Here is a 24,790-nt window from a genome sequence, read left to right as displayed (position 1 = left end):
CATGAAACAGACGCTGCAACTCAAGACCTCACAGCACCTTGCACTGACGCCGCAACTGCAGCAATCGATCCGCCTGCTGCAGTTGTCCACGCTCGAGCTGCACCAGGAAATCGAGCAGGTCCTGAGCGAGAACCCGCTGCTCGAACGGCTCGACGATCCGCTCGACCGCTCCGTGCGGTTGCTGGCCGACGGCGCTATCAACAGCGCCCCGGCGTCATCGCAGGCAAGCGAGGCGCCGGCCGCGCAGGGCAACGGCGAGGAAGGCGGCAGCGCGCCCGCCGAGAACGCCAATGGCGAAGCGAATGACGCCGGCGGCGAGGGCGGAGAAAGCGGCGGCGAAGGCGGCGAGGACTGGGGCGAATACGGCCGCAGCAGCGGGAGCGGCGGCGAGGACGAGGACGGCCGCCCGCAGCTGGAAGCGAGCCCCGTCACCCTGCGCGAGCATTTGATGGAACAGGTGCGCCTGACGTGCTGCGCGGCGCGCGACTGCGCGCTCGTGGAACTCGTCGTCGATGCGCTCGACGACAACGGCTACCTGGAAGAACCGCTGGAAGACATCTACGCGCGCCTGCCGGAAGAACTCGAGATCGAGTTCGACGAATTGCGCACGGCGCTCGCCATGGTGCAGAGCATGGACCCGCCCGGCGTGGGCGCGCGCAGCGCGGCCGAGTGCCTGGCGCTGCAGATCCGCCGCATGCCCGGCGTGCCGATGGTGACGCGGCGCATGGCGCTCGTCATCGTCGAAAAATACCTGACGTGGTTCGCGCAGCGCGAATTCAACAAGCTGAAGAAGGCGCTCGATTGCGACGACGAAGACCTGCGCGAAGCCCAGGCCGTCATCCGCCAGTGCAATCCGCATCCGGGCGCGGCGTTCGCGTCGGACGTGTCGGACTTCGTCGTGCCCGACGTGATCGTGCGCCGCGCCAAGGATGGCTGGAGCGTGCTGCTGAATCCGGAAGTGATGCCGCGCCTGCGCGTGAACAGCCTGTACGCGTCGCTGATGAAGCAGGGCAAATCGGAAACACAGATGAACGCGCAGTTGCAGGAAGCCAAGTGGCTCATCAAGAACATGCGCCAGCGCTTCGACACGATCCTGCGTGTAGCCCAAGCAATTGTCGATCGCCAGCGCAACTTTTTTTCCCATGGCGCAGTCGCGATGCGGCCCCTTGTTTTACGTGAGATAGCTGATACACTAGGTCTACACGAGAGCACAATTTCTCGAGTCACAACTCAGAAATATATGCTGACCCCGCACGGCATGTTCGAGTTGAAGTATTTCTTCGGGAGTCACGTTGCCACCGAAGCGGGAGGCGAAGCATCGTCGACGGCAATACGGGCCCTCATCGTACAACTCACAGGAGCAGAAGACCCCAAGAATCCATTATCCGATAGCAAGATCGCGGAGATGCTAGGGGAACAGGGAATGGTCATCGCGCGACGCACGGTCGCAAAATACCGTGAGGCGCTGAAAATCCCGCCCGTCAGTCTCCGCAAATCCTTGTAACAAACACTGTCCCATTGCGCTAGATGCGCGCACGGCAGGCAGTGCATCTTCAAAGGAGTGTGTATGAATCTCACAATCAGCGGACATCATCTCGATGTAACTCCAGCCATCCGAGAATACGTACAGAACAAGCTCGAACGCATCACCCGTCATTTCGATCAAGTGATCGACTCCCATGTCATCCTCTGCATCGACAATCTCACCGAGAAAGAAAAACGCCAGAAAGCCGAGATCAACCTGCGTCTCGCGGGCAAGATCGTCCATGTCGCCAGTGCCGCGCACGATCTATACGCCGCGATCGACATGCTGATGGACCGCCTGGACCGCCAGGTCGTCAAGTACAAGCAAATGCTCAAGGATCATGACAACGCGTGTATCAAGCGCATGTCCGAAGGTGGCGAGGAGGAGCCCGCCACGGCGTAATGCCACGCGTGCGGTAGCACCAAGGAGTAAAGGGCGCATCGGCGCCCTTTTCGCTTTTTATGGGCGCTACAATGCTGGTCTGATTATTCGATAACAACGAGACATGACTGCACACGTTCTGACGCGGGTTGCCAACCGCACCGGCATCATCACCCTGGACCGCCCAAAGGCGCTGAACTCGCTGTCGCTGGACATGGTCCGCGCGCTCACCGCCACGCTGCTCGCCTGGCGTAATGACGCCGGCATCGACGCCGTCGTCATCGGGAGCAGCAGCGAAAAGGCCTTGTGCGCCGGCGGCGACATCCGCTTTTTCCACGAGGCCGGCAAAGCCACGCCGCAGACCGGTAGCCCGCTGCTGGAAGATTTCTTCACCGAAGAATACGCGCTCAACCACCTCATTCACTTCTATCCGAAGCCGTACATTGCGCTGATGGATGGCGTCGTGATGGGCGGCGGGATGGGTATCGCGCAGGGCGGGCCGGATTGCGGCCTGCGCATCGTGACGGAGCGCTCGAAGATCGCCATGCCCGAGGTGAACATCGGGCTGTTCCCGGACGTGGGCGGCAGTCATTTCCTGTCGCATGCACCGGGCCGCCTGGGCCACTATCTCGGCGTGACGGGCGTGACCATCGGCGCGGCCGATGCGATCTACGTCGGCCTGGCCGACGTGTTCGTGCCGGGCGCGCAGCTGGATGCGCTGCGCGCGCTGATCGAGACGACGCCGGGCGCGCAACTGCCCGCCGCGATCCGCGCGTTCGCCGCGCCGTTCCCGGCTGGCGCGAGCGAACTGGAAGCGCAGCGCGGCGCGATCGACCGCCATTTCGGCGCGGACTCCGTCGCGGCCGTGATGGCGTCGCTTGAGACGGATGCGAGCCCGTTCGCGCAAAAGACGCTGGCCACGCTGCGCCAGCGCTCGCCGCTGATGATGTCCGTGACGCGCGAGATGCTCGTGCGCGGGGAAGCGCTTGGCGTGGCGGACTGCCTGCGCATGGAGCGCTCGCTCGTGCGCCGCACGTTCGAACACGGCGAAGTGCTCGAAGGCGTGCGCGCGCTCGTGATCGACAAGGACAATGCGCCGCGTTGGAATCCGCCCACGCTCGATGCGGTCACGCCGGAGATGGTCGCGTGGTTCTTCGCGCCCGTCTGGCCCGGGCACGCGCATCCACTCCGCGATTTGTGATCGCGCTGCGCTTCGAATCCGAGCTGGCTGCCGCGCCGGACACGGTGTGGCGCCGGGTCACGTCCGTCGAGGGCATCGCCGACGAGATGACGCCGCTGCTGCGCATGACGTTCCCGCGCGGGATGCGGACGCTGCCGGGGGATGTCGTGCCGGGACAGCGCCTGTGCCGCAGCTGGCTGTTGTTGTTGCGCGTGCTGCCCATCGACCGGAGCGGCCTCACGCTCGTCGAACTCGAGCCGGGCCGACGTTTTTTGGAGCGCTCGCCGATGCTGTCGATGGCGTTCTGGCAGCACGAGCGCATCGTCGCGCCGTCGGCGCGGGGCACGCGGGTCGTCGACAACCTGGCGTTCCGTTCGCGCCTGCTGCCGCGCGTGCTCGCGCGCGCGAGCGTGGCGCTGTTGTTCCGCCATCGCCATGCGCGGCTGCGCCGGCGCTTCGGCACCGGCTGAATTCGCGTTGGCCGTATCAGGGCTGCTCGCGGTGGCGCACGACGACCCGTTCCGTGTCGCTGAAATACGCGCCGAGCCGTTCCGCCATGTACACGGAGCGGTGCTGGCCGCCCGTGCAACCGACGGCCACGGTGAGATAGCTGCGGTTGTCCTTCTTGAACGACGGCAGCCACTTGGCGATGAACGCGCGGATGTCGGACAGCAGCTCGGCCGCCTGCGGCTGGGCGTCGAGGAAGGCGATCACGGGAGCGTCCCTGCCGTTCAGCGGGCGCAAGGTGAGGTCGTAATACGGATTCGGCACGGCGCGCACGTCGAACACGAAGTCGGCATCGAGCGGCACGCCGCGCTTGAATGCGAACGATTCGAAATACAGCGTCAGCGGCGCGTAGGTGACCTCGGCCAGTTCCTTGATCCACGCGCGCAGCTTGTTGGCCGACAGTTCGGACGTGTCGATCACGTGGCCCATCTTCTCGATCTGCCCCAGCCGGTCGCGTTCTTCCGAAATGCATTCGATCAGCGTGCGGCGCGACGCCGGGTTCTCGCCCGGACGCAGTTCGTGCGACAGCGGGTGGCTGCGGCGCGTCTCGGAAAAACGGGCCACGAGCGAGTGCGTGCTGGCCGTCAGGAAGATCACCTTGACCTGGTGGCCTTCCTCCCGCAGCGCAGCGACCGTCGTCGGCAGTTCGGCCAGGGACTCCGCGCTGCGCGCATCGACGGCGACGGCGATGCGCCTGGTTTCGTCGCCTTCGATACTGCCGACGAGCGCCGGCAGCAGGGCGGGGGGCAGGTTGTCGACGCAATAGTAGCCAGCGTCTTCGAGGACGTTCAGGGCGACGGATTTACCGGAGCCCGAGATACCGGTGATGAGTAGGATGCGCATGGCGCGATGATAGCATCGGCAAGTCTTTGCCGCATCGCACAAGGCTTATGGATGAGGTATTTGCAACAGCGTCAGTCGCTGCTCATCGCCTGTCTTTGCCTTTCCATGAACTCCTGCAGCGTATCGATCCCGCGCAGCTGCAGGATCGTATTGCGCACCGCAGCTTCCAGCAGCACCGCGATGTTGCGGCCGGCCGCGACGGGAATGACCACTTTGCGGATCGGCAGGCCCAGCACGTCCTCGGTGGGGAAGTGGAAGGGCAGGCGTTCGACTTCCTCGTCCAGCGCGCCCCGTTTGACGAGGTGGACGATCAATTTGAGGCGCATCTTGCGGCGCACCGCCGTCTCGCCGAAGATCGCCTTGATGTCCAGCAGGCCCAGGCCGCGTACTTCGAGCAGGTTCTGCAGCAGCGGCGGGCAGCGGCCCTCGATCATGTTCGGGGCGATGCGCGAGAATTCGACGGCATCGTCGGCGACGAGACCGTGCGAGCGCGAGATCAGTTCCAGGCCCAGCTCGCTCTTGCCGAGGCCCGAGTCGCCCGTGATCAGCACGCCGACGCCCAGCACGTCCATGAACACGCCGTGCATGATGACGCGCTGCGCCAGCTTCTTCGACAGGTACACGCGCAGGTAGTCGATGACCTGCGCGGCCGGCAGCGGCGTCGAGAACAGCGGGATGTTCTGTTCGTCGCAGATGGCGAGGATGTCCGGCGGGGTGTCGAGACCCTGGGCGATGAACAGCGCCGGCGGACCGCCCGCGATCAGTTCGCCGATCAGGTGGCTGCGCGACCCGGATTTCAGGCGCTGGTAGTAATTCAGTTCCTGGTGACCGAACACCTGCATGCGGCCCGGGTGGATCAGGTTCAGGTGGCCGACCTGGTCCGCGGCGGAGACGGCGTCGCCGGAGATCTGGCGTTCTCCGCCCGGAAATCCGGCGAACCAGCCCAGTTGCAGGCTGTCGCGGTTGTCGTCATACAGCCGTTGGATGGTCAGCGGGGATTGCAGCATGGTCGCTTTCGCAAGGTCAGCCGAGGGCTTGCAGGCTCGGTTGCCAGTTGATGATGCGTTCGTAGACGGACTTCGGATCCGTGTCCGTGCTCAAGGCCGTGCGGATTGCCTCATCCGAAAACAGTTCCGCGATCTCCGACAGGATTTCCAGGTGCTGTTGCGTGACGTGGTCCGGGATCAGCAGGAAAAAGAGCAGCTTCACGGGCTGGCCGTCCGGCGATTCGAACGGGATCGGCTCGGCCAGGCGCACGAACGCGGCCAGCGGCGATTTGAGGCTTTTGCTGCCCTTGATGCGGCCATGCGGCACGGCGACGCCATGACCGAGTCCGGTGGACCCGAGACGCTCGCGCGCGAACAGGTTGTCCGACACGGTGGAGCGGGCGATGCCGCAGTTGTTCTCGAAGATCAGGCCGGCCTGCTCGAAGGCGCGCTTCTTGCTCGACACTTCGATGTCCAGCTGCACGTTCTCGAGCGAGAGGATTTTGCTTAGATTAGTCATAACACGCTTCTATTGCGGTGCACCTGGGTGCTTGCGAGCGGGAATTATAGGCCTGTTTTATGGCCGTGTAATTCGATTTTGCACGCCGTCCGATGCCTGTGTGATCCCTGCCGCAAACCTTTGCACAAGGATCCCGTATCCGGCTATCCGGCGAGCGCAATTTCCGCCACGAAATCCCGGGTTTCACGCATGAAACGTCTTCCCGGGGCCTCTTTTACCGATTTTTCTAGCGCTTGGTTGCCGTTTTACACATCCGGAAACATCGTGAAGGATGTCGCCGGAAACGTACACTGTAGATGGGGACGAACGATCAAAAATCACCCATCCGCATTGTTCATTGGCGCGCGGCACGCAAATTCGGCGGTTTGGCGGTGCTGAAATTGGCGCGCCACGGATTGATGTCCAGGCCGCCACGCCGGGTATAGCGGGCGTAGACCGCCAGCTTGTTCGGCTTGCACTGGCGTAGGATGTCCGTGAAGATGCGCTCGACACATTGCTCGTGGAATTCGTTGTGCTCGCGGAAGCCGATCAGGTAGCGCAGCAGGCTTTCCTGGTCGATCTGCGGACCGACGTAGCGGATCTGCACGCTGCCCCAGTCCGGCTGGCCCGTGACGAGGCAGTTCGATTTGAGCAGGTGCGACACGAGGGTTTCCTCGACCGCGGCTTCCTCGTGGTTGGCCTTGAGGAGTTCCGGCGACGGACTGTAATTGTCGATCTCGACGTCGAGGCGGTCGAGCAGGAGGCCGTCCAGCTCGCCCATTTTCAGCTTGTCGAAGTCTTCGGGCAAGGTCAGCGCCGCATGCACGGGCGCGCCGACTGCGGTCGACAAGTCTTCGCGCAGCAGGGCCAGCAGGGCGTCCGTGTTGGCCAGACGGGTCTGGTTGAACGAATTCAGGTAGAGCTTGAAGGATTTCGATTCGACGATGTTGGGCGAATCGGCCGGTACCGTGAAGGTCGCGATGGCGACCTGCGGCTTGCCGCGCATGTTCAGCCACGACAGTTCGTAGGCATTCCAGATGTCGACGCCGAAGAAGGGCAGCGTGCCCGCCAGGCCGAGTTCGTCGCGCTTTTGCTGGCGCGGGATGGGAAACAGCAGCTCCGGCGCATATTCGGTTTGGTAGGCCGAGTTTTTGCCAAGAGGCGATTGATCAGGGGTATTGGTCATGGTGTGTACTCGAAGCCGGCCACATGCGTGACGATGCCGGTCCGGCGGCGGCAAAGCGGCGTATCGTACACCTTTCCGGCAATCGTTGCGCGCCCGGTTAACACATCCAGTGATTGATGCCGGGGGCATCAATCACCGCGCCATGCATTACAGGAACAGCTTGTAGACCGGATTCGCGCTCTCGTCCCAATAGCGATAACCGAGCGTGGCGAGGAACTGGCGGAACTCGTCCATCTCGCCGGACGGCACCTGCAGGCCGACGAGGATGCGGCCGACGTCGCCGCCCTGGTTCCGGTAGTGGAATAGGGAGATGTTCCAGTTCGGCGCCATGCTGTCCAGGAAGCGCATCAGCGCGCCCGGGCGCTCCGGGAATTCGAAGCGGTACAGCAGTTCGTCGTGCGCGAGCCCGCTCTTGCCGCCGACGAGGTGGCGCACGTGCTGCTTGGCCAGTTCGTCGTGCGTGAGGTCGAGGGTGCGGAAACCGTGCTCCTCGAACGTGCGCGCGACGGTGCCGGACTCGCTGCGGCTGCCGATCTGCACGCCGACGAAGACGTGCGCCTCGCGCTCGTCGCTGATGCGGTAGTTGAATTCGGTGACGTTGCGCGGCCCGATCAGCGCGCAGAAGCGTTTAAAACTGCCGCGCTGCTCGGGGATCGTCACGGCGAACACGGCTTCGCGCGCCTCGCCCAGTTCGGCGCGCTCGGCGACGAAGCGCAGGCGGTCGAAGTTCATGTTGGCGCCGCACGCGACGGCGACGAGCGTTTCGCCGCGCACCGGATTCTTCGACATCTGCGAACGTTCCACGTAGGCCTTCGCGCCCGCGATGGCCAGCGCGCCGGACGGTTCGACGATGCTGCGCGTATCGGTGAACACGTCCTTGATGGCGGCGCACAGCGCGTCGTTGTCGACGATGATGATTTCATCGACCAGTTCCTGGCACAGGCGGAAGGTCTCGGCACCGACCAGGCGCACGGCGGTGCCGTCCGCGAACAGGCCGACGTCCGGCAGGGTCACGCGCTCGCCGGCCTTCAGGCTGCGCGCCATCGCGTCCGAATCGTTCGTCTGCACGCCGATGATCTTGATGTCGGGGCGGATCTGTTTTACGTAGGCGGCCACGCCGCTGATCAGGCCGCCGCCGCCGATCGCGAGGAAGATCGCGTGGATCGGCGCCGAATGCTGGCGCAGGATCTCGACGCCGATCGTGCCCTGGCCGGCGATGACGTCCGGATCGTCGAACGGGTGCACGAACGCCAGCTTCTGTTCCTTTTCCAGCATCTGCGCATGGTTGAACGCATCCGTGTACGACTCGCCGTGCAGCACGACTTCCACGTTGCTGCCGCCGAACGCGCGCACCGCATCCACTTTCACGCTGGGTGTGGTGGTCGGCATCACGATCACGGCACGGCAGTTCAGCCGCGCCGCCGACATGGCGACGCCCTGGGCGTGGTTGCCGGCCGACGCGCAAATCACGCCGCGTTTCAGTTGCGATTCCGACAGGTTGGCCATCTTGTTGTAGGCGCCGCGCAGCTTGAAGCTGAACACGCTCTGCATGTCCTCGCGCTTCAGGTAAATCTTGTTGTCGGTGCGCTTCGACAGGCTGGGGGCGTACTCCAGCGGGGTTTCGACGGCTACGTCGTAGACGCGCGCGGTGAGGATTTTCTTGAGGTAGTCGGTAGTCATGATCGGTGCGGGGCTGTTCGGGTTCCGGGGCGACGCTGACTGTCCTGCTTGGTGGGTAACCGAGGCGAGCAGTGCGGCACGTAAGCTTGGTAGAGCCTGGCGTACCGTGTCGTTGCGAGGTGTTTCTCCTCATTATAATGTACTCAACTTATCCGTCCGCCGTCCATCCTTTCCTGCCGATGATCGAATCCGCCGTCCTATGGCTGCTGAAATTCCTCGCCGTGCCCACTGTCGGGCTCACGTCGGTATTCCTCATCGCCTTCGTCTCCGCGACCCTGTTGCCGCTCGGCTCCGAGCCGGCCGTGTTCGCCGTCGTGAAAGCGAATCCCGCGATGTTCTGGCCCACCGTCCTCGTCGCCACCCTGGGCAACACGCTGGGCGGCATCGTCGACTACTGGATCGGCTACCGCGCCAAGGTCGCCTTCGCGAAGGAACGCTCGTCGCGCTGGTTCCACTGGCTCAAACGCTACGGCGCGAAGACGATGCTGCTGTCCTGGGTGCCGGGCATCGGCGACCCGCTGTGCACGCTGGCGGGCTGGCTGCACCTGCCGTTCTGGCCCAGCGTCATCTATATGGCCATCGGCAAGTTCGGGCGCTATGTGTTCATGACGGTCACGCTGCTGTACGTGCCGGACGGGTGGTGGAAGTGGCTGGGGGGGATGAGCAGCAAGCTGTTCGGATGAACGGGTCCATCCGGCGTGGATAAGATGCCTGTTGTTTCATCACGCCGAGCTTTTGCTGGAAAATCTTGCATTCAACCAAAACAAATTTGCGCGAAAGCGTCGTTTTCCGCCCGTTTCTGCTTTTTCGCCATTGCAAAAATTATTCCTTCCCCAGCGTGGTGCATCGCAATAAGCTAGAATAGAGAGTCCTACGCGTCAGTACGACAGTCGATCTCCCCATGAACGCTCCTGCCAATATCCACGCCCTGCTCGAAGAAAACGCACCCATCCGGCTGCGCGAAATCCCCTATAACTACACGTCGTTCTCCGATCGCGAGATCGTGATCCGTCTGCTGGGCGAGTCATCGTGGCAGTTGCTGGATGAATTGCGCGGTGCCCGCCAGACCGGGCGCTCGGCCCGCATGCTGTACGAAGTCCTGGGCGACATCTGGGTCGTGCGCCGCAATCCATACCTGCAGGACGACCTGCTGGACAACCCGAAGCGCCGCGCCAAGCTGATCGAGGCACTGCATCACCGCCTGGCGGAAGTCGACAAGCGCCGCCTGACCGTCGATGCCGGCGAAGCCGATCCGGCCACCGCCGCGCGCCGCAGCGCCGCCGTCGAGCAGCTGCTTGTCGCCGCGCGCAAGGCCGTCGACGCCTTCGGCCGCGAATTCGCGGACACCTACGACCTGCGCAAGCGCGCCAAGGCCGTGCTGGGCCGCTACACCGACAAGCGCAACATCCGTTTCGACGGCATGCACCGCACGTCGCACGTGACGGACGCCACCGACTGGCGCGTCGAATACCCGTTCCTCGTCCTGCTGCCGGACTCGGAAGACGAGATGGCCGGCCTCGTGAAAGGCTGTATCGAACTCGGGCTGACCATCATCCCGCGCGGCGGCGGTACCGGCTACACGGGCGGCGCGATTCCGCTGTCGCCGATGTCGGCCGTGATCAACACGGAAAAGCTGCTGCAGATGGGCGAGGTCGAGATGACGCGCCTGCCGGGCGTCGACCGCGACTACGCGACCATCTTCACGGGCGCCGGCGTCGTCACGCAGCGCGTGTCGCAGGCGGCCGAGAAGGCCGGCTTCGTGTTCGCCGTCGACCCGACGTCCGCGCACGCCTCGTGCATCGGCGGGAACATCGCGATGAACGCGGGCGGCAAGAAGGCCGTCCTGTGGGGCACGGCGCTCGATAACCTGGCGTCGTGGCGCATGGTCGACCCGAACGGCGACTGGCTCGACGTCACGCGCGTCGACCACAACCTGGGCAAGATCCACGACGCCCCGGTCGCGACGTTCAAGCTCGAATGGACGCACCCGTCGGAAAAGGGCGCGCCGAAAGGTGCGCCGTTCCGCACCGAGACGCTGGCCATCGAAGGCCGCCGCTTCCGCAAGGAAGGCCTCGGCAAGGACGTCACCGACAAATTCCTCGCCGGTCTGCCGGGCATCCAGAAAGAGGGCACCGATGGTTTGATCACGTCGTCGCGCTGGATCCTGCACAAGATGCCGAAGTTCACGCGCACCGTCGCGCTGGAATTCTTCGGCCAGGCGCGCGATGCGATCCCGTCGATCGTCGAGATCAAGGATTACCTCGACAGCCTGCCGAAGAGCGGCAAGCCGGAATTCGCCAGCCTGCGCCTCGCGGGCCTGGAACACCTGGACGAGCGCTACCTGCGCGCCGTCGGCTATGCGACGAAATCGAAGCGCGGCACGCTGCCGAAGATGGCGCTGTTCGGCGACATCGTAGGCGACGACGAGAACGCCGTCGCGCTGGCCACGTCGGAAGTCGTGCGTCTTGCGAACACGCGCGTGGGCGAGGGCTTCGTCGCCGTCAGCCCGGAAGCACGTAAAAAATTCTGGCTCGACCGCTCGCGCACCGCGGCCATCGCGCGCCACACGAACGCCTTCAAGATCAACGAAGACGTCGTCATTCCGCTGAACCGGATGGGCGAGTACACCGACGGCATCGAGCGCATCAACGTCGAGCTGTCGATCAAGAACAAGCTGCAGCTCGTCGAGGAACTGCACGCCTATTTCGCGGCCGGGAACCTGGAAGTGACGAAGGCGGACGACGCGACGGGCGAAGGCGTGTCGAAGGAAGAGATCCTCGGCGACCGCCCGCAGCAGGCCGACGAGCTGCTGGGCCGCGTCGCGGCGCGCTGGACCTGGATCACGGCGAACCTCGACCAGCCGCTGGGCGACGTGCTCGACAAGCTCGCCGACGTCGGCCTCGATGGTTTCGCCGGCACGTTCCAGGCGCGCCTCGCTCAGCAGCCGGGCGCGAAGTTGTTCGACGTCGTGCAGGACCATACCGTGCGCGTCTCGTGGAAGCAGGAGATCCGCGCGCCGCTGCGCCACATCTTCAATGGCGCGGCCTACGAGCCGATCCTGGCTGAGGCCACCGCGATCCACAAGCGCGTGCTGCGTTCGCGCGTGTTCGTCGCGCTGCACATGCACGCCGGCGACGGCAACGTGCACACGAACCTGCCCGTGAACTCGGACGATTACGCGATGCTGCAGGACGCGCACAAGGCCGTCGAGCGCATCATGAAGCTGGCGCGTTCGCTGGATGGCGTCATCTCGGGCGAACACGGCATCGGCATCACGAAGCTGGAATTCCTCACCGACGACGAGATCCGCGACTTCCGCGACTACAAGCAGCGCGTGGACCCGGAAGGCCGCTTCAACAAGGGCAAGCTGCTGAACAGCGAGACCACGTACGCCGACCTGCGCAACGCGTACACGCCGTCGTTCGGCCTGATGGGCCACGAGTCGCTGATCATGCAGCAGAGCGACATCGGCGAGATCGCCAACAGCGTCAAGGACTGCCTGCGCTGCGGCAAGTGCAAGCCCGTGTGCACGACGCACGTGCCGCAATCGAATCTGCTGTACTCGCCGCGCGACAAGATCCTCGCGACGTCCGCGCTGATCGAAGCATTCCTGTACGAAGAGCAGACGCGCCGCGGCGTGTCGATCCGCCACTGGGAAGAATTCGAGGACGTGTCCGACCACTGCACCGTGTGCCACAAGTGCGTGACGCCGTGCCCGGTCAACATCGACTTCGGCGACGTCTCGATGAACATGCGTAACCTGCTGCGCAAGATGGACAAGCGCAGCTTCAAGCCGGCCCACCGCGCGGGCATGTTCTTCCTGAACGCGACCGATCCGACGACGATCAACGCGATGCGCAAGGGGATGATCGACTGGGGCTACAAGGCCCAGCGTCTCGGCGCGACCGTGCTGAAGGCCGTCGCGAAAGAGCAGACGAAGGCACCGCCTCCGACGACCGGCAAGGCGCCGATCCGCGAGCAGGTGATCCACTTCGTGAACAAGAAGATGCCGGGCAACCTGCCGAAGAAGACGGCGCGCGCGCTGCTGGACATCGAGGACGACAAGGTCATCCCGATCATCCGCAATCCGAAGGTCACCAACGCCGATACGGAAGCCGTGTTCTACTTCCCGGGCTGCGGTTCCGAGCGCCTGTTCTCGCAGGTGGGCCTGGCCACGCAGGCGATGCTGTGGGAAGTGGGCGTGCAGACCGTGCTGCCGCCGGGCTACCTGTGCTGCGGCTATCCGCAGCGCGGCGCCGGCCAGTACGACAAGGCCGACAAGATGATGACGGATAACCGCGTGCTGTTCCACCGCATGGCCAACACGCTGAACTACCTCGACATCAAGACGGTCCTCGTCTCGTGCGGCACCTGCTACGACCAGCTCGCGACCTACGAGTTCGAGAAGATCTTCCCGGGCTGCCGCATCATGGACATCCACGAGTACCTGCTGGAGAAGGGCGTCAAGCTGGAAGGCGTGACGGGGATGCGCTACATGTACCACGAACCGTGCCACAACCCGATGAAGCTGGGCGATTCGATGAAGACCGTGAACGCGCTCGTGCAGACCGTCGACAACGTCAAGATCGAGAAGAACGACCGCTGCTGCGGCGAGTCGGGCACGTTCGCCGTGAGCCGTCCGGACATCTCGACCCAGGTCCGCTTCCGCAAGGAGCAGGAAATGGTGAAGGGCGCCGACAAGCTGCGCGCCGACGGTTTCGGTGGCGACGTCAAGATCCTGACGAGCTGCCCGTCCTGCCTGCAGGGCCTGAACCGCTACAACGACGATTCGGGCACCACGGCCGACTACATCGTCGTCGAGATGGCGCGTCACCTGCTGGGCGAGAACTGGATGCCGAACTACGTGGCCAACGCCAACAACGGCGGCATCGAGCGGGTGCTTGTATGACGCGCGTGGTGGGCTGCGAACTCTGCGAGTTGTCCTCAGTTGCCACACCTTCGACGGTCGTCGACAACGACGAGTTCATAGTCATCCTCGTCGACGATGCCAACTACCCCGGCTTCGCGCGCGTGATCTGGAAAGACCATGTGCGCGAAGTGAGCGACCTCGCGGATGCGGATCGCCTGCTGCTGAACGACGCGGTGTGGAAGCTCGAACTCGCCGTGCGCGAGGTGATGCAGCCGCTGAAAGTCAACGTGGCGAGCCTGGGCAACGTGGTGCCGCACCTGCACTGGCACGTGATCCCGCGCTACGCCGACGACGCGCACTTCCCCGCGCCCGTGTGGGCGCAGGCGCAGCGCACGACGGACGAGGCGGTGCTGGCCGCGCGCAGGAAGCTGGTGCCGAAGCTGGCGGAGGCGATCGCACGCAGGTTCGCGAGCCGGTAAAATAGCGCGTCACCACCGTACTCAACATACCGTCATTCCCGCACACGCGGGAATCCATACTGAGCCGATCGAAGACACTTGGCATGGATTCCCGCTTCCGCGGGAATGACGGCTTCAATACTTCCAAGCCATGGCAAACCCCACCAACCTCACCATCCGCCAGCAATCGAAGATCCTGGAAATCGCTTTCGACGACGGCGCCGCGTTCTCCATCCCGTTCGAGCTGATGCGCGTGTACTCGCCGTCGGCCGAAGTGAAGGGCCACGGCCCGGGCCAGGAAGTACTCCAGGTCGGCAAGCGCGATGTGGGCATCCGCGGCGTCGAGCCGGTCGGGAACTATGGCGTCAAGCCGCTGTTCACGGACGGCCACGAGTCCGGCATCTTCACGTGGGATTATCTGTACAAGCTGGGCAACGAGCATGACGTCCTGTGGCAGGACTACCTGGGCCGCCTGCACGCGGCGGGGTATGGAGGCGACAGCGGCCGCGAGGCCAGTGCCGTGCCGGCGGCCGGGCCGAAGGGCGGCGGTTGCGGCAGCGGTGGATGTAGCCACTAAACGAAAAAAGCGCCGGTTTGCACACGGCGCTTTTTCGTTTACCGGCCTGGAATTACTGCGGCTGGATGTTTGCGGCCTGCTTGCCTTTCGGGCCGGAGGTCACGTCGAAGGTGACGCGCTGGTTTTCCGCCAGCGATTTGAAGCCTGCCGAATTGATGGCCGAGAAGTGTGCGAACAGATCGTCGCCACCATCGTCAGGTTTGATGAAGCCAAAGCCTTTTGCGTCGTTGAACCATTTCACGGTGCCAGTCGCCATGTGTCTCTCTCTCAAGAATTTTTTTAACAAGTAATGAAGTATCGCCGGCAGCACATGGTTAAGCGATAAACATCCCTGTTCCAGACTGTGCGCGAGCGAAAACCATTATAAGCAGAGTTTTAACAATCGGGATGCACGATTGTTATCGTGTGTGGTAAAGCCGACATTGACGTCGACGCAAACGTTTTCTTCGCGTTCGCCCGGGTAAGTCATCTTTAAGCCGGGCGGCGGACCCCCGCTTGTATAATGTGGCAAGACTAAACGGCTTGCTACTATGACCAACACCACCCATTTCGGCTACAAGACCGTCTCGGAAGACGAGAAGGTCCACGAGGTAGCCAAGGTATTCCACTCGGTCGCGTCCAAATACGACGTGATGAACGACCTGATGTCCGCCGGCCTGCACCGCGTGTGGAAGGCGTTCACCATCGCCCAGGCGGGCATTCGTCCCGGCTTCAAGGTGCTCGACATCGCCGGCGGCACGGGCGACTTGTCGAAGGCATTCGCCAAGGCGGCGGGGCCGAGCGGCGAGGTGTGGCTCACGGACATCAACGAGTCGATGCTGCGCGTGGGCCGCGATCGTCTATTGAACAAAGGTCTGGTCACCCCCACCTTACTGTGTGACGCGGAGAAACTGCCGTTCCCGGACAATTATTTCGATCGCGTCAGCGTGGCCTTTGGCCTGCGCAACATGACGCACAAGGATCAGGCTCTGGCGGAAATGCGCCGTGTGCTCAAGCCGGGCGGCAAGTTGCTGGTGCTGGAGTTTTCCAAAGTGGCGGCGCCGCTGCAAAAACCGTACGACGTGTATTCGTTCTCGGTGCTGCCGTGGCTGGGCCAGCGCATCGCCAACGATGCGGAAAGCTACCGGTATCTGGCGGAATCGATCCGCATGCACCCGGACCAGGAAACGCTGAAGGGCATGATGGAAACGGCGGGCCTGGAAAGAGTGCAGTACTACAACCTGACGGCTGGTGTGGCCGCACTGCACACCGGCATCAAACTTTGAGGTGAGCTGATGAAAAAGTTTTTGGCCAGCATGATGATCGCGCTGATGACGCTGTCGAGCGTCGCCGATGCGCGTCCGGTCGGCGGTGGCCGTTCGTTCGGCCGCCAGTCGCAGTCCGTGAGCCGCATGCGCGCACCCGCGCCGGCGCCGACGCCTGCCCAGCAGCCGTCGTACCAGCAGCGTCCGGCGCCGGCCCCGATGGCGCCGGCCCAGGTGCCGCAGAAGCGGCCGAGCATGTGGAAAGGCGTGCTGGGTGGTGCATTGCTGGGCCTTGGCCTGGGTGCGCTGTTCTCGCACTTCGGCATCGGCGGCGCGATGGCCAGCGCCCTGTCGTCGCTGCTGATGATCCTGCTGCTCGTGTTCGCCGTGATGTTCATCATCCGCATGTTCCGCCGCAAGGACACGCCGGCCAACCCGACTTTTACGGGTTTTAACCAGAATCCCGTGCCGGCCTCGGCCACGCCGGAAATCGGTTCGGGCCTGAACAATGCCTATGCCGGCAACCAGGGCGGCTTCCAGTCGGGCTTCTCGAATGCGCCGTCGCTCGACAAGGCGGCGCCCGCGCACGAGCAGTGGGGCGTGCCGGCCGGGTTCGACACGGAAGCGTTCCTGCGCCACGCCAGGTCCTCGTTCATCCGCATGCAAGCGGCCTGGGACCGCGGCGACCTCGCCGACCTGCGCGAATTCACGTCGCCCGAGGTGTACGCCGAACTGTCGCTGCAGATCCAGGAACGGGGCGGCCAGCCGGACTACACGGAAGTCGTCAACATCGATTCGCAGCTGCTGGGCATCGAGACGACCGACCGCGATTACCTGGCGAGCGTCCAGTTCAACGGCATGATCCGCAACGCGCCGGGCGCGGCGCCGGAACCGTTCGTCGAAGTCTGGAACCTGGCCAAGCCGCTGGCCGGCAATGGCGGCTGGGTCCTGGCGGGCATTCAGCAGATCACTTGAAATTTTCGCAAGAAAAGTTCCGTGCTCCAGGGTTTATGCTCTGGTGAACTGGTAAGATCGAAACCGCCCGACCTATGCCGGGCGGTTTTATTTTGTGAGCACAAAACACGTCATGTCTTCGACTCCCTCTTTCCTGTCGCCGTCGGCTCCGGCCGTGGCGACGATTAATCACCTGCTGGCACAGGAAGCGTGGGCGCGCGATGCTCTGATGCGCCATGCCGGCAAGACCGCCGTCATCGATACCGGGCACCTCGCCCTGCGCATGCGCGTCGCGCGCGACGGCATGCTCGAGACGGCGGGCGTCGACGACCCGGCCAGCGTCACCATCCACGTCAAGCTCTCCGACCTGCCGCTGATCCTGCAGAACCGCGACCGCGCGTTTTCGTACGTACGGATCGAGGGCGACGCCGAGTTCGCCAACACGATCTCGCAATTGTCCAAGGGCCTGCGCTGGGATGCCGAGCACGATCTCGAGCGCGTGGTGGGGCCGATCGGCGCCGTGCGCCTGGCCGGCGGTGCGCGCTCGGCGGTGACGGGCGCGGCCACGGCCGGACGCCGGCTCGCGGAAAACGTCGCCGAATTCCTGCTGGAAGAACGCCGCGTGCTCGTGCGCCCGGCGACTGTCGATGATTTCGCCGACGACGTCGGCCGCCTGCGCGACGACGTCGAGCGCACGGCCAAGCGCATCGCCAAACTGGAGCAGAAGCTTGCCGCGCGCAGCATCGCTCCCGTTCCGACGACCCCTGACACGCCTTCGGACCACTGATGATCCTGAAATTCCTGCGCCTGCTGAAGATCTTCACCGTCATCGTCAAGTATGGCCTGGACGAGATCGCGATTTCCGGCCTCCACGTACCCCGTACCGCCCGCCTGATCAATACCGTCTTCTTCTGGCGCCGCATCACGTCGCCGCGCGCGATCCGCCTGCGTCTCGCGCTCGAAGAGCTGGGTCCGATCTTCGTGAAATTCGGCCAGGTGCTGTCGACCCGGCCCGACCTGATGCCGCCGGATATCGTCGAAGAACTGTCGCTGCTGCAGGACCGCGTGCCGCCGTTCGATTCCGACCTGGCCGTCGCCCAGATCACGCGTTCCCTCGGCGCCTCGCCGGAGACGCTGTTCGCATCGTTCGAGCGTACCCCGGTGGCATCCGCATCGATCGCCCAGGTGCACTTTGCCGAGCTCAAGAATGGCAAGCAGGTCGCGGTGAAGGTGCTGCGCCCTGGCATGAAGACCACAATCGACGAAGACATTGCCCTGATGCAGATGGCCGCCGGCGTCATCGAAAAGGTGTGGGCCGACAGCCGTCGCCTGAAGCCGCGCGAGGTCGTGGCCGAGTTCGACAAATACCTGCACGACGAGCTCGACCTGATGCGCGAGGCCGCCAACGCGAGCCAGCTGCGCCGCAATTTCGCGAATTCCGATCTGCTGATGGTGCCGGAGATGTACTGGGACTATTGTTCCAACAGCGTGATCGTGATGGAACGCATGAACGGCATCCCGATCTCGCAGACCGACCGCCTCGTCGCGGCCGGCGTCGACCTCAAGAAATTGTCCAGCGACGGTGTCGAAATCTTCTTCACGCAAGTTTTTCGAGACGGCTTTTTTCACGCGGATATGCACCCGGGTAATATCCTCGTGTCGATCGATCCGGATACGTTCGGGCGCTACATCGCGCTGGACTTCGGCATCGTGGGCACCCTGAACGACTTCGACAAGGATTACCTGTCGCAGAACTTCCTCGCCTTCTTCCGCCGCGACTACAAGCGCGTGGCCGAGGCGCACATCGAATCGGGCTGGGCGCCGCGCGAGACCCGCGTCGACGAACTGGAAGCGGCCGTGCGCGCGACGTGCGAACCCATCTTCGATCGTCCTCTCAAGGACATTTCCTTCGGCCAGGTGCTGCTACGCCTCTTCCAGACGTCGCGCCGGTTCAACGTCGAAGTGCAGCCGCAGCTCGTGCTGCTGCAAAAGACCATGCTGAACATCGAGGGGCTGGGCCGCCAGCTCGACCCGGACCTCGACCTGTGGAAGACGGCGAAACCGTACCTGGAGCGCTGGATGGCCGAGCAGGTCGGCTGGCGTGGCATGGCCGAGCGCCTGAAGGCGGAGGCACCGCGCTTCGGCCAGATCCTGCCGCAGCTGCCGCGCCTCGTGCACCAGGTCTTGCACAAGCGGGCGTACAGCGACCTCGACATGGGCGACCTGATGGCCAAGCTGGTCGACCAGCAGCGCCGCACCAATCGCCTGCTGGCCTTCCTCGCCTGCGTGACGGGCGTGCTGACGGTGATCGTCGTCGGCCTGGAGGTCGCCGGGCACCTGCACTGGACGCCGTGATGGCGGCGCCGCCCGCTTTCGCCAGCCGCGATCCGCTGTCGCCGCAATTCTGGGACGAGCGCTTCGAGCGCGATTTCACGCCGTGGGAACGGGGCGGGGTGCCGGCGGCGTTGCGGCGGTTCGTCTCCGCGTCGGCGCGTCCGTTGTCGGCATTGATTCCTGGCTGCGGCTCCGCGCACGAATTGACGCTGATGTGCGAGGCCGGCTGGGACGCCACCGCCATCGATTTTTCGCCCGAAGCCGTCGCGCGCGCCCGCGCGCTGGCCGGACCGTGGGCGGACCGCATCCGGCAAGCCGATTTCTTCGCCTATGCGCCGGAGAAGCCGCTGGACCTGGTCTACGAACAGGCGTTCCTGTGCGCGCTGCCGCGGGCACGCCGGCCGGACGTGGCGCGGCGCTGGGCGGAACTGCTGGGGCAGGGCGGCCTGCTGGCTGGCTATTTCTTCTTTGACGATGTGGCGAAGGGACCGCCGTTCGGTATCGTGCGTGATGAGCTCGATGCCTTGCTGAAGCCCGCGTTCGAGTGCATCGCCGACGAGCCCGTCGAGGATTCGATCCCTGTCTTCGCCGGCAAGGAACGCTGGATGATCTGGCGGCGCTTGTAGAATCAGGCAAAAACGGCCCGGTTTCCGGCAACGGCCGGGCCCCACGGCGCCCGATACTCGCTGCTCCTCAATCACCAAAGGAGCACATCATGGCAAAGATCGCCATTGTTACCGGCGCCAGCCGCGGCCTTGGCCGCAATACCGCATTGCACATCGCCCGCGGCGGCGGCGACGTCATCCTCACTTACCAGAACCGCGCGGACGATGCCCGTGCGGTCGTCGACGAGATCCGCGCGCTGGGCCGCAGGGCGCTGGCGCTGCAGCTCGACGTCGGGGACACGGCCCGCTTCCCGCTGTTCGTCGAGCACGTGCGCGCCGGCCTGCGCGACGTCTGGCAGCGCGACCGTGTCGACCACCTCGTCAACAACGCCGGCCACGGCGACATGGCCGCGATCGAAGACACGACGGAGGCGCAGTTCGACCGTCTGATGAACGTCCACGTGAAGGGCGTGTTCTTCCTGACGCAGGCGCTGTTGCCGCTGCTGGCGGACGGCGGCCGCATCGTGAACCTGTCGTCCGGACTGACGCGCGTGTCGTATCCCGGCTTTGGCGCGTACGCGGCGGCCAAGGGCGCGGTCGAAGTGCTGTCCGTGTATCTGGCCCGGGAACTGGGCCGGCGCGGCATCACCGTCAACACGGTGGCGCCGGGTGCCATCGAGACGGATTTCCTCGGCGGCGCCGTGCGCGACACGCCCGGCCTGAATGCGGTCTTCGCGCAGATGACGGCGCTCGGTCGCGTGGGCGTGCCGGACGACATCGGACCGGTGATCGCCAACCTGCTGGGCGACGGCAACGGCTGGATGACCGGTCAGCGCATCGAAGTGTCGGGCGGCCAGGTGATCTGATTCAGGCGGCGTCCAGGCGCTGCTGCGCGTCCGCGACGTCGCGCATCGGCGGCTTGCCGAACATGCGCCCGTATTCGCGCGTGAACTGCTGCACGCTTTCGTAGCCGACCGCATACGCGGCATGGCTGGCATTGACACCTTCGGCCAGCATCAGGCGGCGCGCCTCGATCAAGCGCAGCTGTTTCTGGAATTGCAGCGGGGAGAGCGACGTCACGGCGCGAAAGTGCTGGTGAAACGCGGACGGGCTCATGCCCGCGACCTCGGCCAGCTTCTCGACGGGCAGCCGCTGCGTGTACTCGGCGCGCAGCAGGGCGACGGCGCGGGCGACGCGGCGCACGTGGCTGTCCGGCAGGCCCAGGCGCCGGATGGCTGCACCATGGCGTCCGGCCAGCAGCCAGTAGTGGAACTCGCGTATCAGGGCCGGCTGCAGCACCGGCAGCGCGGCCGGGCGGTCGAGCAGGCGCATCAGGCGCAGCGCCGAGTCGGCGGCGTGGCTGTCGGTCGACTCGATCCGCACCGGCGCGCCGTCGGCGTCGCCGCTGGCCGCCATGTCCGTCGCCAGGGTGGCGATGACGGCTGGGTCCAGGTCGAGCACGAGCGAATAATAGGGCGCGGCCAGGCTCGCCTCGGTGACCTGGCTGACCGTCGGCACGTCGGCGGTGATGACGAGGGAGTCGCCGGCGCGGAAGGTGAAGGACTGCGTGCCCATCGTGACGTGCTTGGCGCCCTGCAGCACCAGGCATACCAGCGGGCGCTGGATCTGGTAACTCAGTTCGGTGCGTGCGGCCGCGCGGATCGCCGTGAGGCCCCGAATCGGCGTCGACGCGGCACCGTCGCGGCCGACGTGGGTGTCCGCGTACCTGCGCACGGCATCGAGCAGTGAAGTGTCCATGTGGACTATGGAAAGAAAAGGGCCCGCAAGCGGGCCCTGAGTGAAGTGCTTTTCTGCGGTATTGCGGCGGGCCGGAAGCCGGTCGCGCAAACTTCTGTTTCTTAATCCTTGTGCAGCATTGCTGCTAAGAATGCTATTTAATCAGTTAAGTTGACGTTCGGCAAACAGAAAACAATCGTGCGCTGACGAAAAACAACACTGTTTCCACAATGCACCAAGCCGGCCAGGCGTCCATCGGTGCCGCAAAAGCTTTATAATTCAGGGTTTTGATGATTTTTGCGGAGTATTCAGATGCCGATTTACGCCTACCGCTGCGATGAATGCGGTTTTGCCAAGGATGTGCTGCAAAAGATTTCCGATCCGGTTCTGACCGTTTGCCCTTCGTGCGGCAAGTCATCGTTCAAGAAGCAAGTCACCGCCGCCGGTTTCCAATTGAAAGGTACCGGCTGGTACGTGACCGACTTCCGCGGTGGCTCTGCGCCGGCAACGGGCACGGCCCCGGCGGCGACGTCGTCCGACAATGGCACGGGCAGCAGCACCGACGCGTCGCCCGCGCCGGCGCCGGCCGCTGCGCCGGCGAAGGACAGCAGCAGTACCTGACCGCGGCGCCGGCCCATCGCGGCCGGCGCATAATGAGCACCCGACAAATCCTCGGACGAGATCCGTCACGACAATCGATGCGTAAATATTTCATTACAGGCGCGCTGGTCCTGGTTCCCCTGGCGATCACGGCCTGGGTACTGAACTTCGTGATCAGCACGCTGGACCAGTCGCTCGTGCTCGTGCCGAGCGAGTGGCAGCCGCGCACGTACATCCCTGGCCTCGGGGCCATCATCACGCTGGCCATCGTGTTCCTGACCGGCGTGCTGACCAATAACCTGGTCGGCAAATGGTTCGTGCGCATGTGGGAGCGGCTGCTGCAGCGCATTCCCGTCGTGAACTCGGTCTACGGCAGCGTCAAGCAGGTGTCGGACACGCTGTTCTCGTCGTCGGGCAACGCGTTCCGCAAGGCCGTCCTGATCCCGTACCCGCACGAGAATTCGTACACGATCGCCTTCCTGACCGGCGTGCCGGGCGGCGACGTCAAGAACCACCTGGTGGGCGAGTACGTGAGCGTGTACGTGCCGACCACCCCGAACCCGACGTCCGGCTTCTTCCTGATGATGGAAAAGAGCCGCGTCGTGGAACTGGACATGTCGGTCGACGCGGCCCTCAAGTACATCGTCTCGATGGGCGTCGTGGCGCCGCCGCCGCCGCTAGATGCGGCGGCCGGGGCGCACGCCCCCGCCACCGCGGAATAGAACCAACAACGCAGCAAAGAATCCAGGGCCAGCCATGAGCGGGCCCACCGAATCAACCAACCAGGATCGAAAAACTATGTCCTCCATGCGTACTCACTACTGCGGCCTCGTGACCGAAGAGCTGCTGGGCCAAACCGTCAGCCTGTGCGGCTGGGTGCACCGTCGTCGCGACCACGGCGGCGTGATCTTCATCGACCTGCGCGATCGCGAAGGTCTCGTGCAGGTCGTCTGCCACCCCGACAATGCGGAGGTCTTCAAGGTCGCCGAGCACGTGCGCAACGAGTACTGCCTGCGCGTGACGGGCACCGTCGTGAACCGCCTGGAGGGCACCGCCAACGCCAACCTGAAGTCGGGCAAGATCGAGATCAACACCACCAGGCTGGAAGTGCTGAACGCTTCGGTGCCGGTGCCGTTCCAGCTGGACGACGACAACCTGTCGGAAACCACGCGCCTGACGCACCGCGTGCTCGACCTGCGCCGCCAGCAGATGCAGCACAACCTGCGCCTGCGTTACAAGGTGTCGATGGAAGTGCGCAAGTACCTGGACAACCTCGGCTTCATCGACATCGAGACCCCGATGCTGACCAAGTCCACGCCGGAAGGCGCGCGCGACTACCTGGTGCCGTCGCGCGTCAACCCGGGCAACTTCTTCGCGCTGCCGCAGTCGCCGCAGCTGTTCAAGCAGCTGCTGATGGTCGCCAACTTCGACCGCTACTACCAGATCACCAAGTGCTTCCGCGACGAAGATCTGCGCGCCGACCGCCAGCCGGAATTCACCCAGATCGACTGCGAAACGTCGTTCCTGACGGAGCAGGAAATCCGTGACCTGTTCGAAGACATGATGCGCGTCGTCTTCAAGAACGCCGCCGGCATCGACCTGCCGAACCCGTTCCCGGTGATGGACTTCGCGACCGCGATGGGGTCGTACGGTTCGGACAAGCCGGACATGCGCGTGAAGCTGCAGTTCACCGAACTGACGGAGCTGATGAAGACCGTCGAATTCAAGGTCTTCAACAACGCCGCCAACATGGTGGGCGGCCGCGTCGTCGGCCTGCGCGTGCCGCAGGGCGGTTCGATGCCGCGTTCGGAAATCGACGCGTACACGCAATTCGTCGGCATCTACGGCGCCAAGGGCCTCGCCTACATCAAGGTCAACGAGAAGGCCAAGGGCCGCGACGGCCTGCAGTCCCCGATCGTCAAGAACATCTCGGACGACGTCCTGGCGAAAGTGCTGGAACTGACCGGTGCCGAAGACGGCGACCTGATCTTCTTCGGTGCGGACAAGGCCAAGGTCGTGAACGACTCGATGGGCGCGCTGCGCGTGAAGATCGGCCACTCGGAATTCGGCAAGAAGGCCGGCCTGTTCGAAGACAAGTGGGCGCCGCTGTGGGTCATCGACTTCCCGATGTTCGAGTACGACGAGGACGGCGACCGCTGGAACGCGACGCACCACCCGTTCACGGCACCGAAGGACGGCCACGAAGACATGCTCGAAACGAACCCGGGCGCCTGCATCGCCAAGGCCTACGACATGGTCCTGAACGGCTGGGAACTGGGCGGCGGCTCGATCCGTATCCACCGCGAAGAAGTCCAGAGCAAGGTGTTCCGCGCGCTGAAGATCGATGCGGAAGAAGCGCAGCTGAAGTTCGGCTTCCTGCTCGACGCCCTGCAGTACGGCGCCCCGCCGCACGGCGGCCTGGCGTTCGGCCTGGATCGCCTGATCACGCTGATGACCGGCTCCGAGTCGATCCGCGACGTGATCGCGTTCCCGAAGACCCAGCGCGCGCAGGATCTGCTGACCAACGCGCCGTCGGAAGTCGACGAGAAGCAGCTGAAAGAGCTGCATATCCGTCTGCGTAACGAGCCGAAGGTCGCCTAAGAATCACCACGTCGTTCCCGCGA

The 24,790-nt window shown here is 64.3% G+C and carries 24 protein-coding genes; 17 read left to right on the top strand and 7 right to left on the bottom strand.

Going from position 1 to position 24,790, the window contains the following annotated elements:
• Nucleotide 1 precedes the first annotated feature (1 nt).
• The 4 genes from QPK29_RS06950 to QPK29_RS06935 all read left to right on the top strand — a co-directional run bounded on the left by QPK29_RS06950 (nucleotide 2) and on the right by QPK29_RS06935 (nucleotide 3,556).
• Nucleotides 2–1,504: an RNA polymerase factor sigma-54 gene (locus QPK29_RS06950; protein WP_371770599.1), complete on the top strand. Its 1,503-nt coding sequence runs from the start codon at nucleotides 2–4 to the stop codon at nucleotides 1,502–1,504.
• A gap of 63 nt (nucleotides 1,505–1,567) precedes the next feature.
• Entirely contained in the window at nucleotides 1,568–1,927 is a 360-nt protein-coding gene (gene hpf / locus QPK29_RS06945; RefSeq protein WP_371770598.1) for a ribosome hibernation-promoting factor, HPF/YfiA family, read from the top strand.
• Between the two features lie 103 nt (nucleotides 1,928–2,030).
• Nucleotides 2,031–3,107 carry an enoyl-CoA hydratase/isomerase family protein gene (locus QPK29_RS06940; RefSeq protein WP_371770597.1) on the top strand — a complete coding sequence of 359 codons (1,077 nt, stop codon included), beginning with the start codon at nucleotides 2,031–2,033 and terminating at the stop codon, nucleotides 3,105–3,107.
• A complete protein-coding gene (locus tag QPK29_RS06935; protein WP_371770596.1) occupies nucleotides 3,104–3,556 on the top strand; it encodes an SRPBCC family protein in 453 nt (150 codons plus the stop codon). Before QPK29_RS06940 ends, QPK29_RS06935 begins: the two co-directional genes overlap by 4 nt.
• Before the next feature lie 16 nt (nucleotides 3,557–3,572).
• Here the strand turns inward: QPK29_RS06935 and rapZ are convergent, their stop codons facing one another.
• From rapZ to ilvA, 5 genes are all read right to left on the bottom strand, one after another.
• Nucleotides 3,573–4,436, bottom strand: coding sequence for an RNase adapter RapZ (gene rapZ, locus QPK29_RS06930; protein ID WP_056126640.1), 864 nt, complete (start codon nucleotides 4,434–4,436; stop codon nucleotides 3,573–3,575).
• Between the two features lie 71 nt (nucleotides 4,437–4,507).
• Complete coding sequence (hprK, locus tag QPK29_RS06925) at nucleotides 4,508–5,443, bottom strand: HPr(Ser) kinase/phosphatase (protein WP_056126642.1); 936 nt, start codon at nucleotides 5,441–5,443, stop codon at nucleotides 4,508–4,510.
• A gap of 16 nt (nucleotides 5,444–5,459) precedes the next feature.
• Nucleotides 5,460–5,942 (bottom strand): PTS sugar transporter subunit IIA, encoded by a 483-nt coding sequence (locus QPK29_RS06920; protein WP_259448148.1) that lies wholly within the window; start codon nucleotides 5,940–5,942, stop codon nucleotides 5,460–5,462.
• Nucleotides 5,943–6,276: 334 nt separating this feature from the next.
• Entirely contained in the window at nucleotides 6,277–7,107 is an 831-nt protein-coding gene (queF, locus tag QPK29_RS06915; protein ID WP_056126646.1) for an NADPH-dependent 7-cyano-7-deazaguanine reductase QueF, read from the bottom strand.
• A gap of 147 nt (nucleotides 7,108–7,254) precedes the next feature.
• A complete protein-coding gene (gene ilvA, locus QPK29_RS06910; RefSeq protein WP_056126649.1) occupies nucleotides 7,255–8,787 on the bottom strand; it encodes a threonine ammonia-lyase, biosynthetic in 1,533 nt (510 codons plus the stop codon).
• 179 nt (nucleotides 8,788–8,966) lie between these two features.
• Between ilvA and QPK29_RS06905 the strand changes: the two genes are divergently transcribed.
• The 4 genes from QPK29_RS06905 (at nucleotide 8,967) to QPK29_RS06890 (ending at nucleotide 14,692) form a co-directional block, all read left to right on the top strand.
• Nucleotides 8,967–9,470, top strand: coding sequence for a YqaA family protein (locus QPK29_RS06905; RefSeq protein ID WP_371770650.1), 504 nt, complete (start codon nucleotides 8,967–8,969; stop codon nucleotides 9,468–9,470).
• Nucleotides 9,471–9,688: 218 nt separating this feature from the next.
• Nucleotides 9,689–13,696 carry a DUF3683 domain-containing protein gene (locus QPK29_RS06900; RefSeq protein ID WP_371770595.1) on the top strand — a complete coding sequence of 1,336 codons (4,008 nt, stop codon included), beginning with the start codon at nucleotides 9,689–9,691 and terminating at the stop codon, nucleotides 13,694–13,696.
• Nucleotides 13,693–14,136, top strand: a complete 444-nt coding sequence (locus QPK29_RS06895) for an HIT family protein (RefSeq protein ID WP_371770594.1) — start codon at nucleotides 13,693–13,695, stop codon at nucleotides 14,134–14,136. Before QPK29_RS06900 ends, QPK29_RS06895 begins: the two co-directional genes overlap by 4 nt.
• Nucleotides 14,137–14,266: 130 nt before the next feature.
• Entirely contained in the window at nucleotides 14,267–14,692 is a 426-nt protein-coding gene (locus tag QPK29_RS06890) for a gamma-butyrobetaine hydroxylase-like domain-containing protein (RefSeq protein ID WP_371770593.1), read from the top strand.
• A gap of 52 nt (nucleotides 14,693–14,744) precedes the next feature.
• Here QPK29_RS06890 and QPK29_RS06885 read toward each other — a convergent pair whose 3' ends face one another.
• Complete coding sequence (locus QPK29_RS06885) at nucleotides 14,745–14,948, bottom strand: cold-shock protein (RefSeq protein ID WP_036238916.1); 204 nt, start codon at nucleotides 14,946–14,948, stop codon at nucleotides 14,745–14,747.
• A gap of 274 nt (nucleotides 14,949–15,222) precedes the next feature.
• Here QPK29_RS06885 and ubiE point away from each other — a divergent pair, with 274 nt between their 5' ends.
• The 6 genes from ubiE to QPK29_RS06855 all read left to right on the top strand — a co-directional run bounded on the left by ubiE (nucleotide 15,223) and on the right by QPK29_RS06855 (nucleotide 20,695).
• Nucleotides 15,223–15,957 (top strand): bifunctional demethylmenaquinone methyltransferase/2-methoxy-6-polyprenyl-1,4-benzoquinol methylase UbiE, encoded by a 735-nt coding sequence (gene ubiE, locus QPK29_RS06880; RefSeq protein WP_056126659.1) that lies wholly within the window; start codon nucleotides 15,223–15,225, stop codon nucleotides 15,955–15,957.
• Between the two features lie 9 nt (nucleotides 15,958–15,966).
• Nucleotides 15,967–16,911, top strand: a complete 945-nt coding sequence (locus QPK29_RS06875; protein WP_056126661.1) for a Tim44 domain-containing protein — start codon at nucleotides 15,967–15,969, stop codon at nucleotides 16,909–16,911.
• A gap of 112 nt (nucleotides 16,912–17,023) precedes the next feature.
• The gene (locus tag QPK29_RS06870; protein WP_056126663.1) at nucleotides 17,024–17,677 is read left to right on the top strand and encodes a ubiquinone biosynthesis accessory factor UbiJ; all 654 of its coding nucleotides are present in this window, start codon (nucleotides 17,024–17,026) and stop codon (nucleotides 17,675–17,677) included.
• A complete protein-coding gene (gene ubiB, locus QPK29_RS06865) occupies nucleotides 17,677–19,245 on the top strand; it encodes a ubiquinone biosynthesis regulatory protein kinase UbiB (RefSeq protein WP_056126665.1) in 1,569 nt (522 codons plus the stop codon). Before QPK29_RS06870 ends, ubiB begins: the two co-directional genes overlap by 1 nt.
• Nucleotides 19,245–19,850: a methyltransferase gene (locus QPK29_RS06860; protein ID WP_371770592.1), complete on the top strand. Its 606-nt coding sequence runs from the start codon at nucleotides 19,245–19,247 to the stop codon at nucleotides 19,848–19,850. Before ubiB ends, QPK29_RS06860 begins: the two co-directional genes overlap by 1 nt.
• Nucleotides 19,851–19,939: 89 nt before the next feature.
• Complete coding sequence (locus QPK29_RS06855) at nucleotides 19,940–20,695, top strand: SDR family NAD(P)-dependent oxidoreductase (RefSeq protein ID WP_371770591.1); 756 nt, start codon at nucleotides 19,940–19,942, stop codon at nucleotides 20,693–20,695.
• A gap of 1 nt (nucleotide 20,696) precedes the next feature.
• Here the strand turns inward: QPK29_RS06855 and QPK29_RS06850 are convergent, their stop codons facing one another.
• A complete protein-coding gene (locus tag QPK29_RS06850) occupies nucleotides 20,697–21,587 on the bottom strand; it encodes an AraC family transcriptional regulator (protein ID WP_160406637.1) in 891 nt (296 codons plus the stop codon).
• Nucleotides 21,588–21,878: 291 nt separating this feature from the next.
• Between QPK29_RS06850 and QPK29_RS06845 the strand changes: the two genes are divergently transcribed.
• The 3 genes from QPK29_RS06845 to aspS all read left to right on the top strand — a co-directional run bounded on the left by QPK29_RS06845 (nucleotide 21,879) and on the right by aspS (nucleotide 24,767).
• Nucleotides 21,879–22,187, top strand: a complete 309-nt coding sequence (locus QPK29_RS06845; RefSeq protein ID WP_056126672.1) for an FmdB family zinc ribbon protein — start codon at nucleotides 21,879–21,881, stop codon at nucleotides 22,185–22,187.
• 77 nt (nucleotides 22,188–22,264) lie between these two features.
• Complete coding sequence (locus QPK29_RS06840; protein WP_056126674.1) at nucleotides 22,265–22,888, top strand: DUF502 domain-containing protein; 624 nt, start codon at nucleotides 22,265–22,267, stop codon at nucleotides 22,886–22,888.
• Nucleotides 22,889–22,973: 85 nt separating this feature from the next.
• Entirely contained in the window at nucleotides 22,974–24,767 is a 1,794-nt protein-coding gene (aspS, locus tag QPK29_RS06835; RefSeq protein WP_371770590.1) for an aspartate--tRNA ligase, read from the top strand.
• Nucleotides 24,768–24,790: the final 23 nt, after the last annotated feature.

This window comes from Massilia orientalis (assembly GCF_030411975.2).
Classification (GTDB): Bacteria; Pseudomonadota; Gammaproteobacteria; order Burkholderiales; family Burkholderiaceae_D; genus Telluria; species Telluria orientalis.
This window is presented reverse-complemented; position numbering and strand designations above follow the sequence as displayed.

Coding starts and splice junctions, on each gene's coding strand:
- ubiB (WP_056126665.1), top strand. CDS start 17,677: ATGATCCTGAAATTCCTGCGCCTGCTGAAGATCTTCACCGTCATCGTC.
- QPK29_RS06890 (WP_371770593.1), top strand. CDS start 14,267: ATGGCAAACCCCACCAACCTCACCATCCGCCAGCAATCGAAGATCCTG.
- queF (WP_056126646.1), bottom strand. CDS start 7,107: ATGACCAATACCCCTGATCAATCGCCTCTTGGCAAAAACTCGGCCTAC.
- QPK29_RS06905 (WP_371770650.1), top strand. CDS start 8,967: ATGATCGAATCCGCCGTCCTATGGCTGCTGAAATTCCTCGCCGTGCCC.
- ubiE (WP_056126659.1), top strand. CDS start 15,223: ATGACCAACACCACCCATTTCGGCTACAAGACCGTCTCGGAAGACGAG.
- ilvA (WP_056126649.1), bottom strand. CDS start 8,787: ATGACTACCGACTACCTCAAGAAAATCCTCACCGCGCGCGTCTACGAC.
- QPK29_RS06850 (WP_160406637.1), bottom strand. CDS start 21,587: ATGGACACTTCACTGCTCGATGCCGTGCGCAGGTACGCGGACACCCAC.
- QPK29_RS06860 (WP_371770592.1), top strand. CDS start 19,245: ATGGCGGCGCCGCCCGCTTTCGCCAGCCGCGATCCGCTGTCGCCGCAA.
- hprK (WP_056126642.1), bottom strand. CDS start 5,443: ATGCTGCAATCCCCGCTGACCATCCAACGGCTGTATGACGACAACCGC.
- QPK29_RS06855 (WP_371770591.1), top strand. CDS start 19,940: ATGGCAAAGATCGCCATTGTTACCGGCGCCAGCCGCGGCCTTGGCCGC.
- QPK29_RS06950 (WP_371770599.1), top strand. CDS start 2: ATGAAACAGACGCTGCAACTCAAGACCTCACAGCACCTTGCACTGACG.
- QPK29_RS06870 (WP_056126663.1), top strand. CDS start 17,024: ATGTCTTCGACTCCCTCTTTCCTGTCGCCGTCGGCTCCGGCCGTGGCG.
- QPK29_RS06840 (WP_056126674.1), top strand. CDS start 22,265: ATGCGTAAATATTTCATTACAGGCGCGCTGGTCCTGGTTCCCCTGGCG.
- QPK29_RS06895 (WP_371770594.1), top strand. CDS start 13,693: ATGACGCGCGTGGTGGGCTGCGAACTCTGCGAGTTGTCCTCAGTTGCC.
- QPK29_RS06845 (WP_056126672.1), top strand. CDS start 21,879: ATGCCGATTTACGCCTACCGCTGCGATGAATGCGGTTTTGCCAAGGAT.
- QPK29_RS06875 (WP_056126661.1), top strand. CDS start 15,967: ATGAAAAAGTTTTTGGCCAGCATGATGATCGCGCTGATGACGCTGTCG.
- aspS (WP_371770590.1), top strand. CDS start 22,974: ATGCGTACTCACTACTGCGGCCTCGTGACCGAAGAGCTGCTGGGCCAA.
- QPK29_RS06920 (WP_259448148.1), bottom strand. CDS start 5,942: ATGACTAATCTAAGCAAAATCCTCTCGCTCGAGAACGTGCAGCTGGAC.
- QPK29_RS06900 (WP_371770595.1), top strand. CDS start 9,689: ATGAACGCTCCTGCCAATATCCACGCCCTGCTCGAAGAAAACGCACCC.
- hpf (WP_371770598.1), top strand. CDS start 1,568: ATGAATCTCACAATCAGCGGACATCATCTCGATGTAACTCCAGCCATC.
- rapZ (WP_056126640.1), bottom strand. CDS start 4,436: ATGCGCATCCTACTCATCACCGGTATCTCGGGCTCCGGTAAATCCGTC.
- QPK29_RS06940 (WP_371770597.1), top strand. CDS start 2,031: ATGACTGCACACGTTCTGACGCGGGTTGCCAACCGCACCGGCATCATC.
- QPK29_RS06885 (WP_036238916.1), bottom strand. CDS start 14,948: ATGGCGACTGGCACCGTGAAATGGTTCAACGACGCAAAAGGCTTTGGC.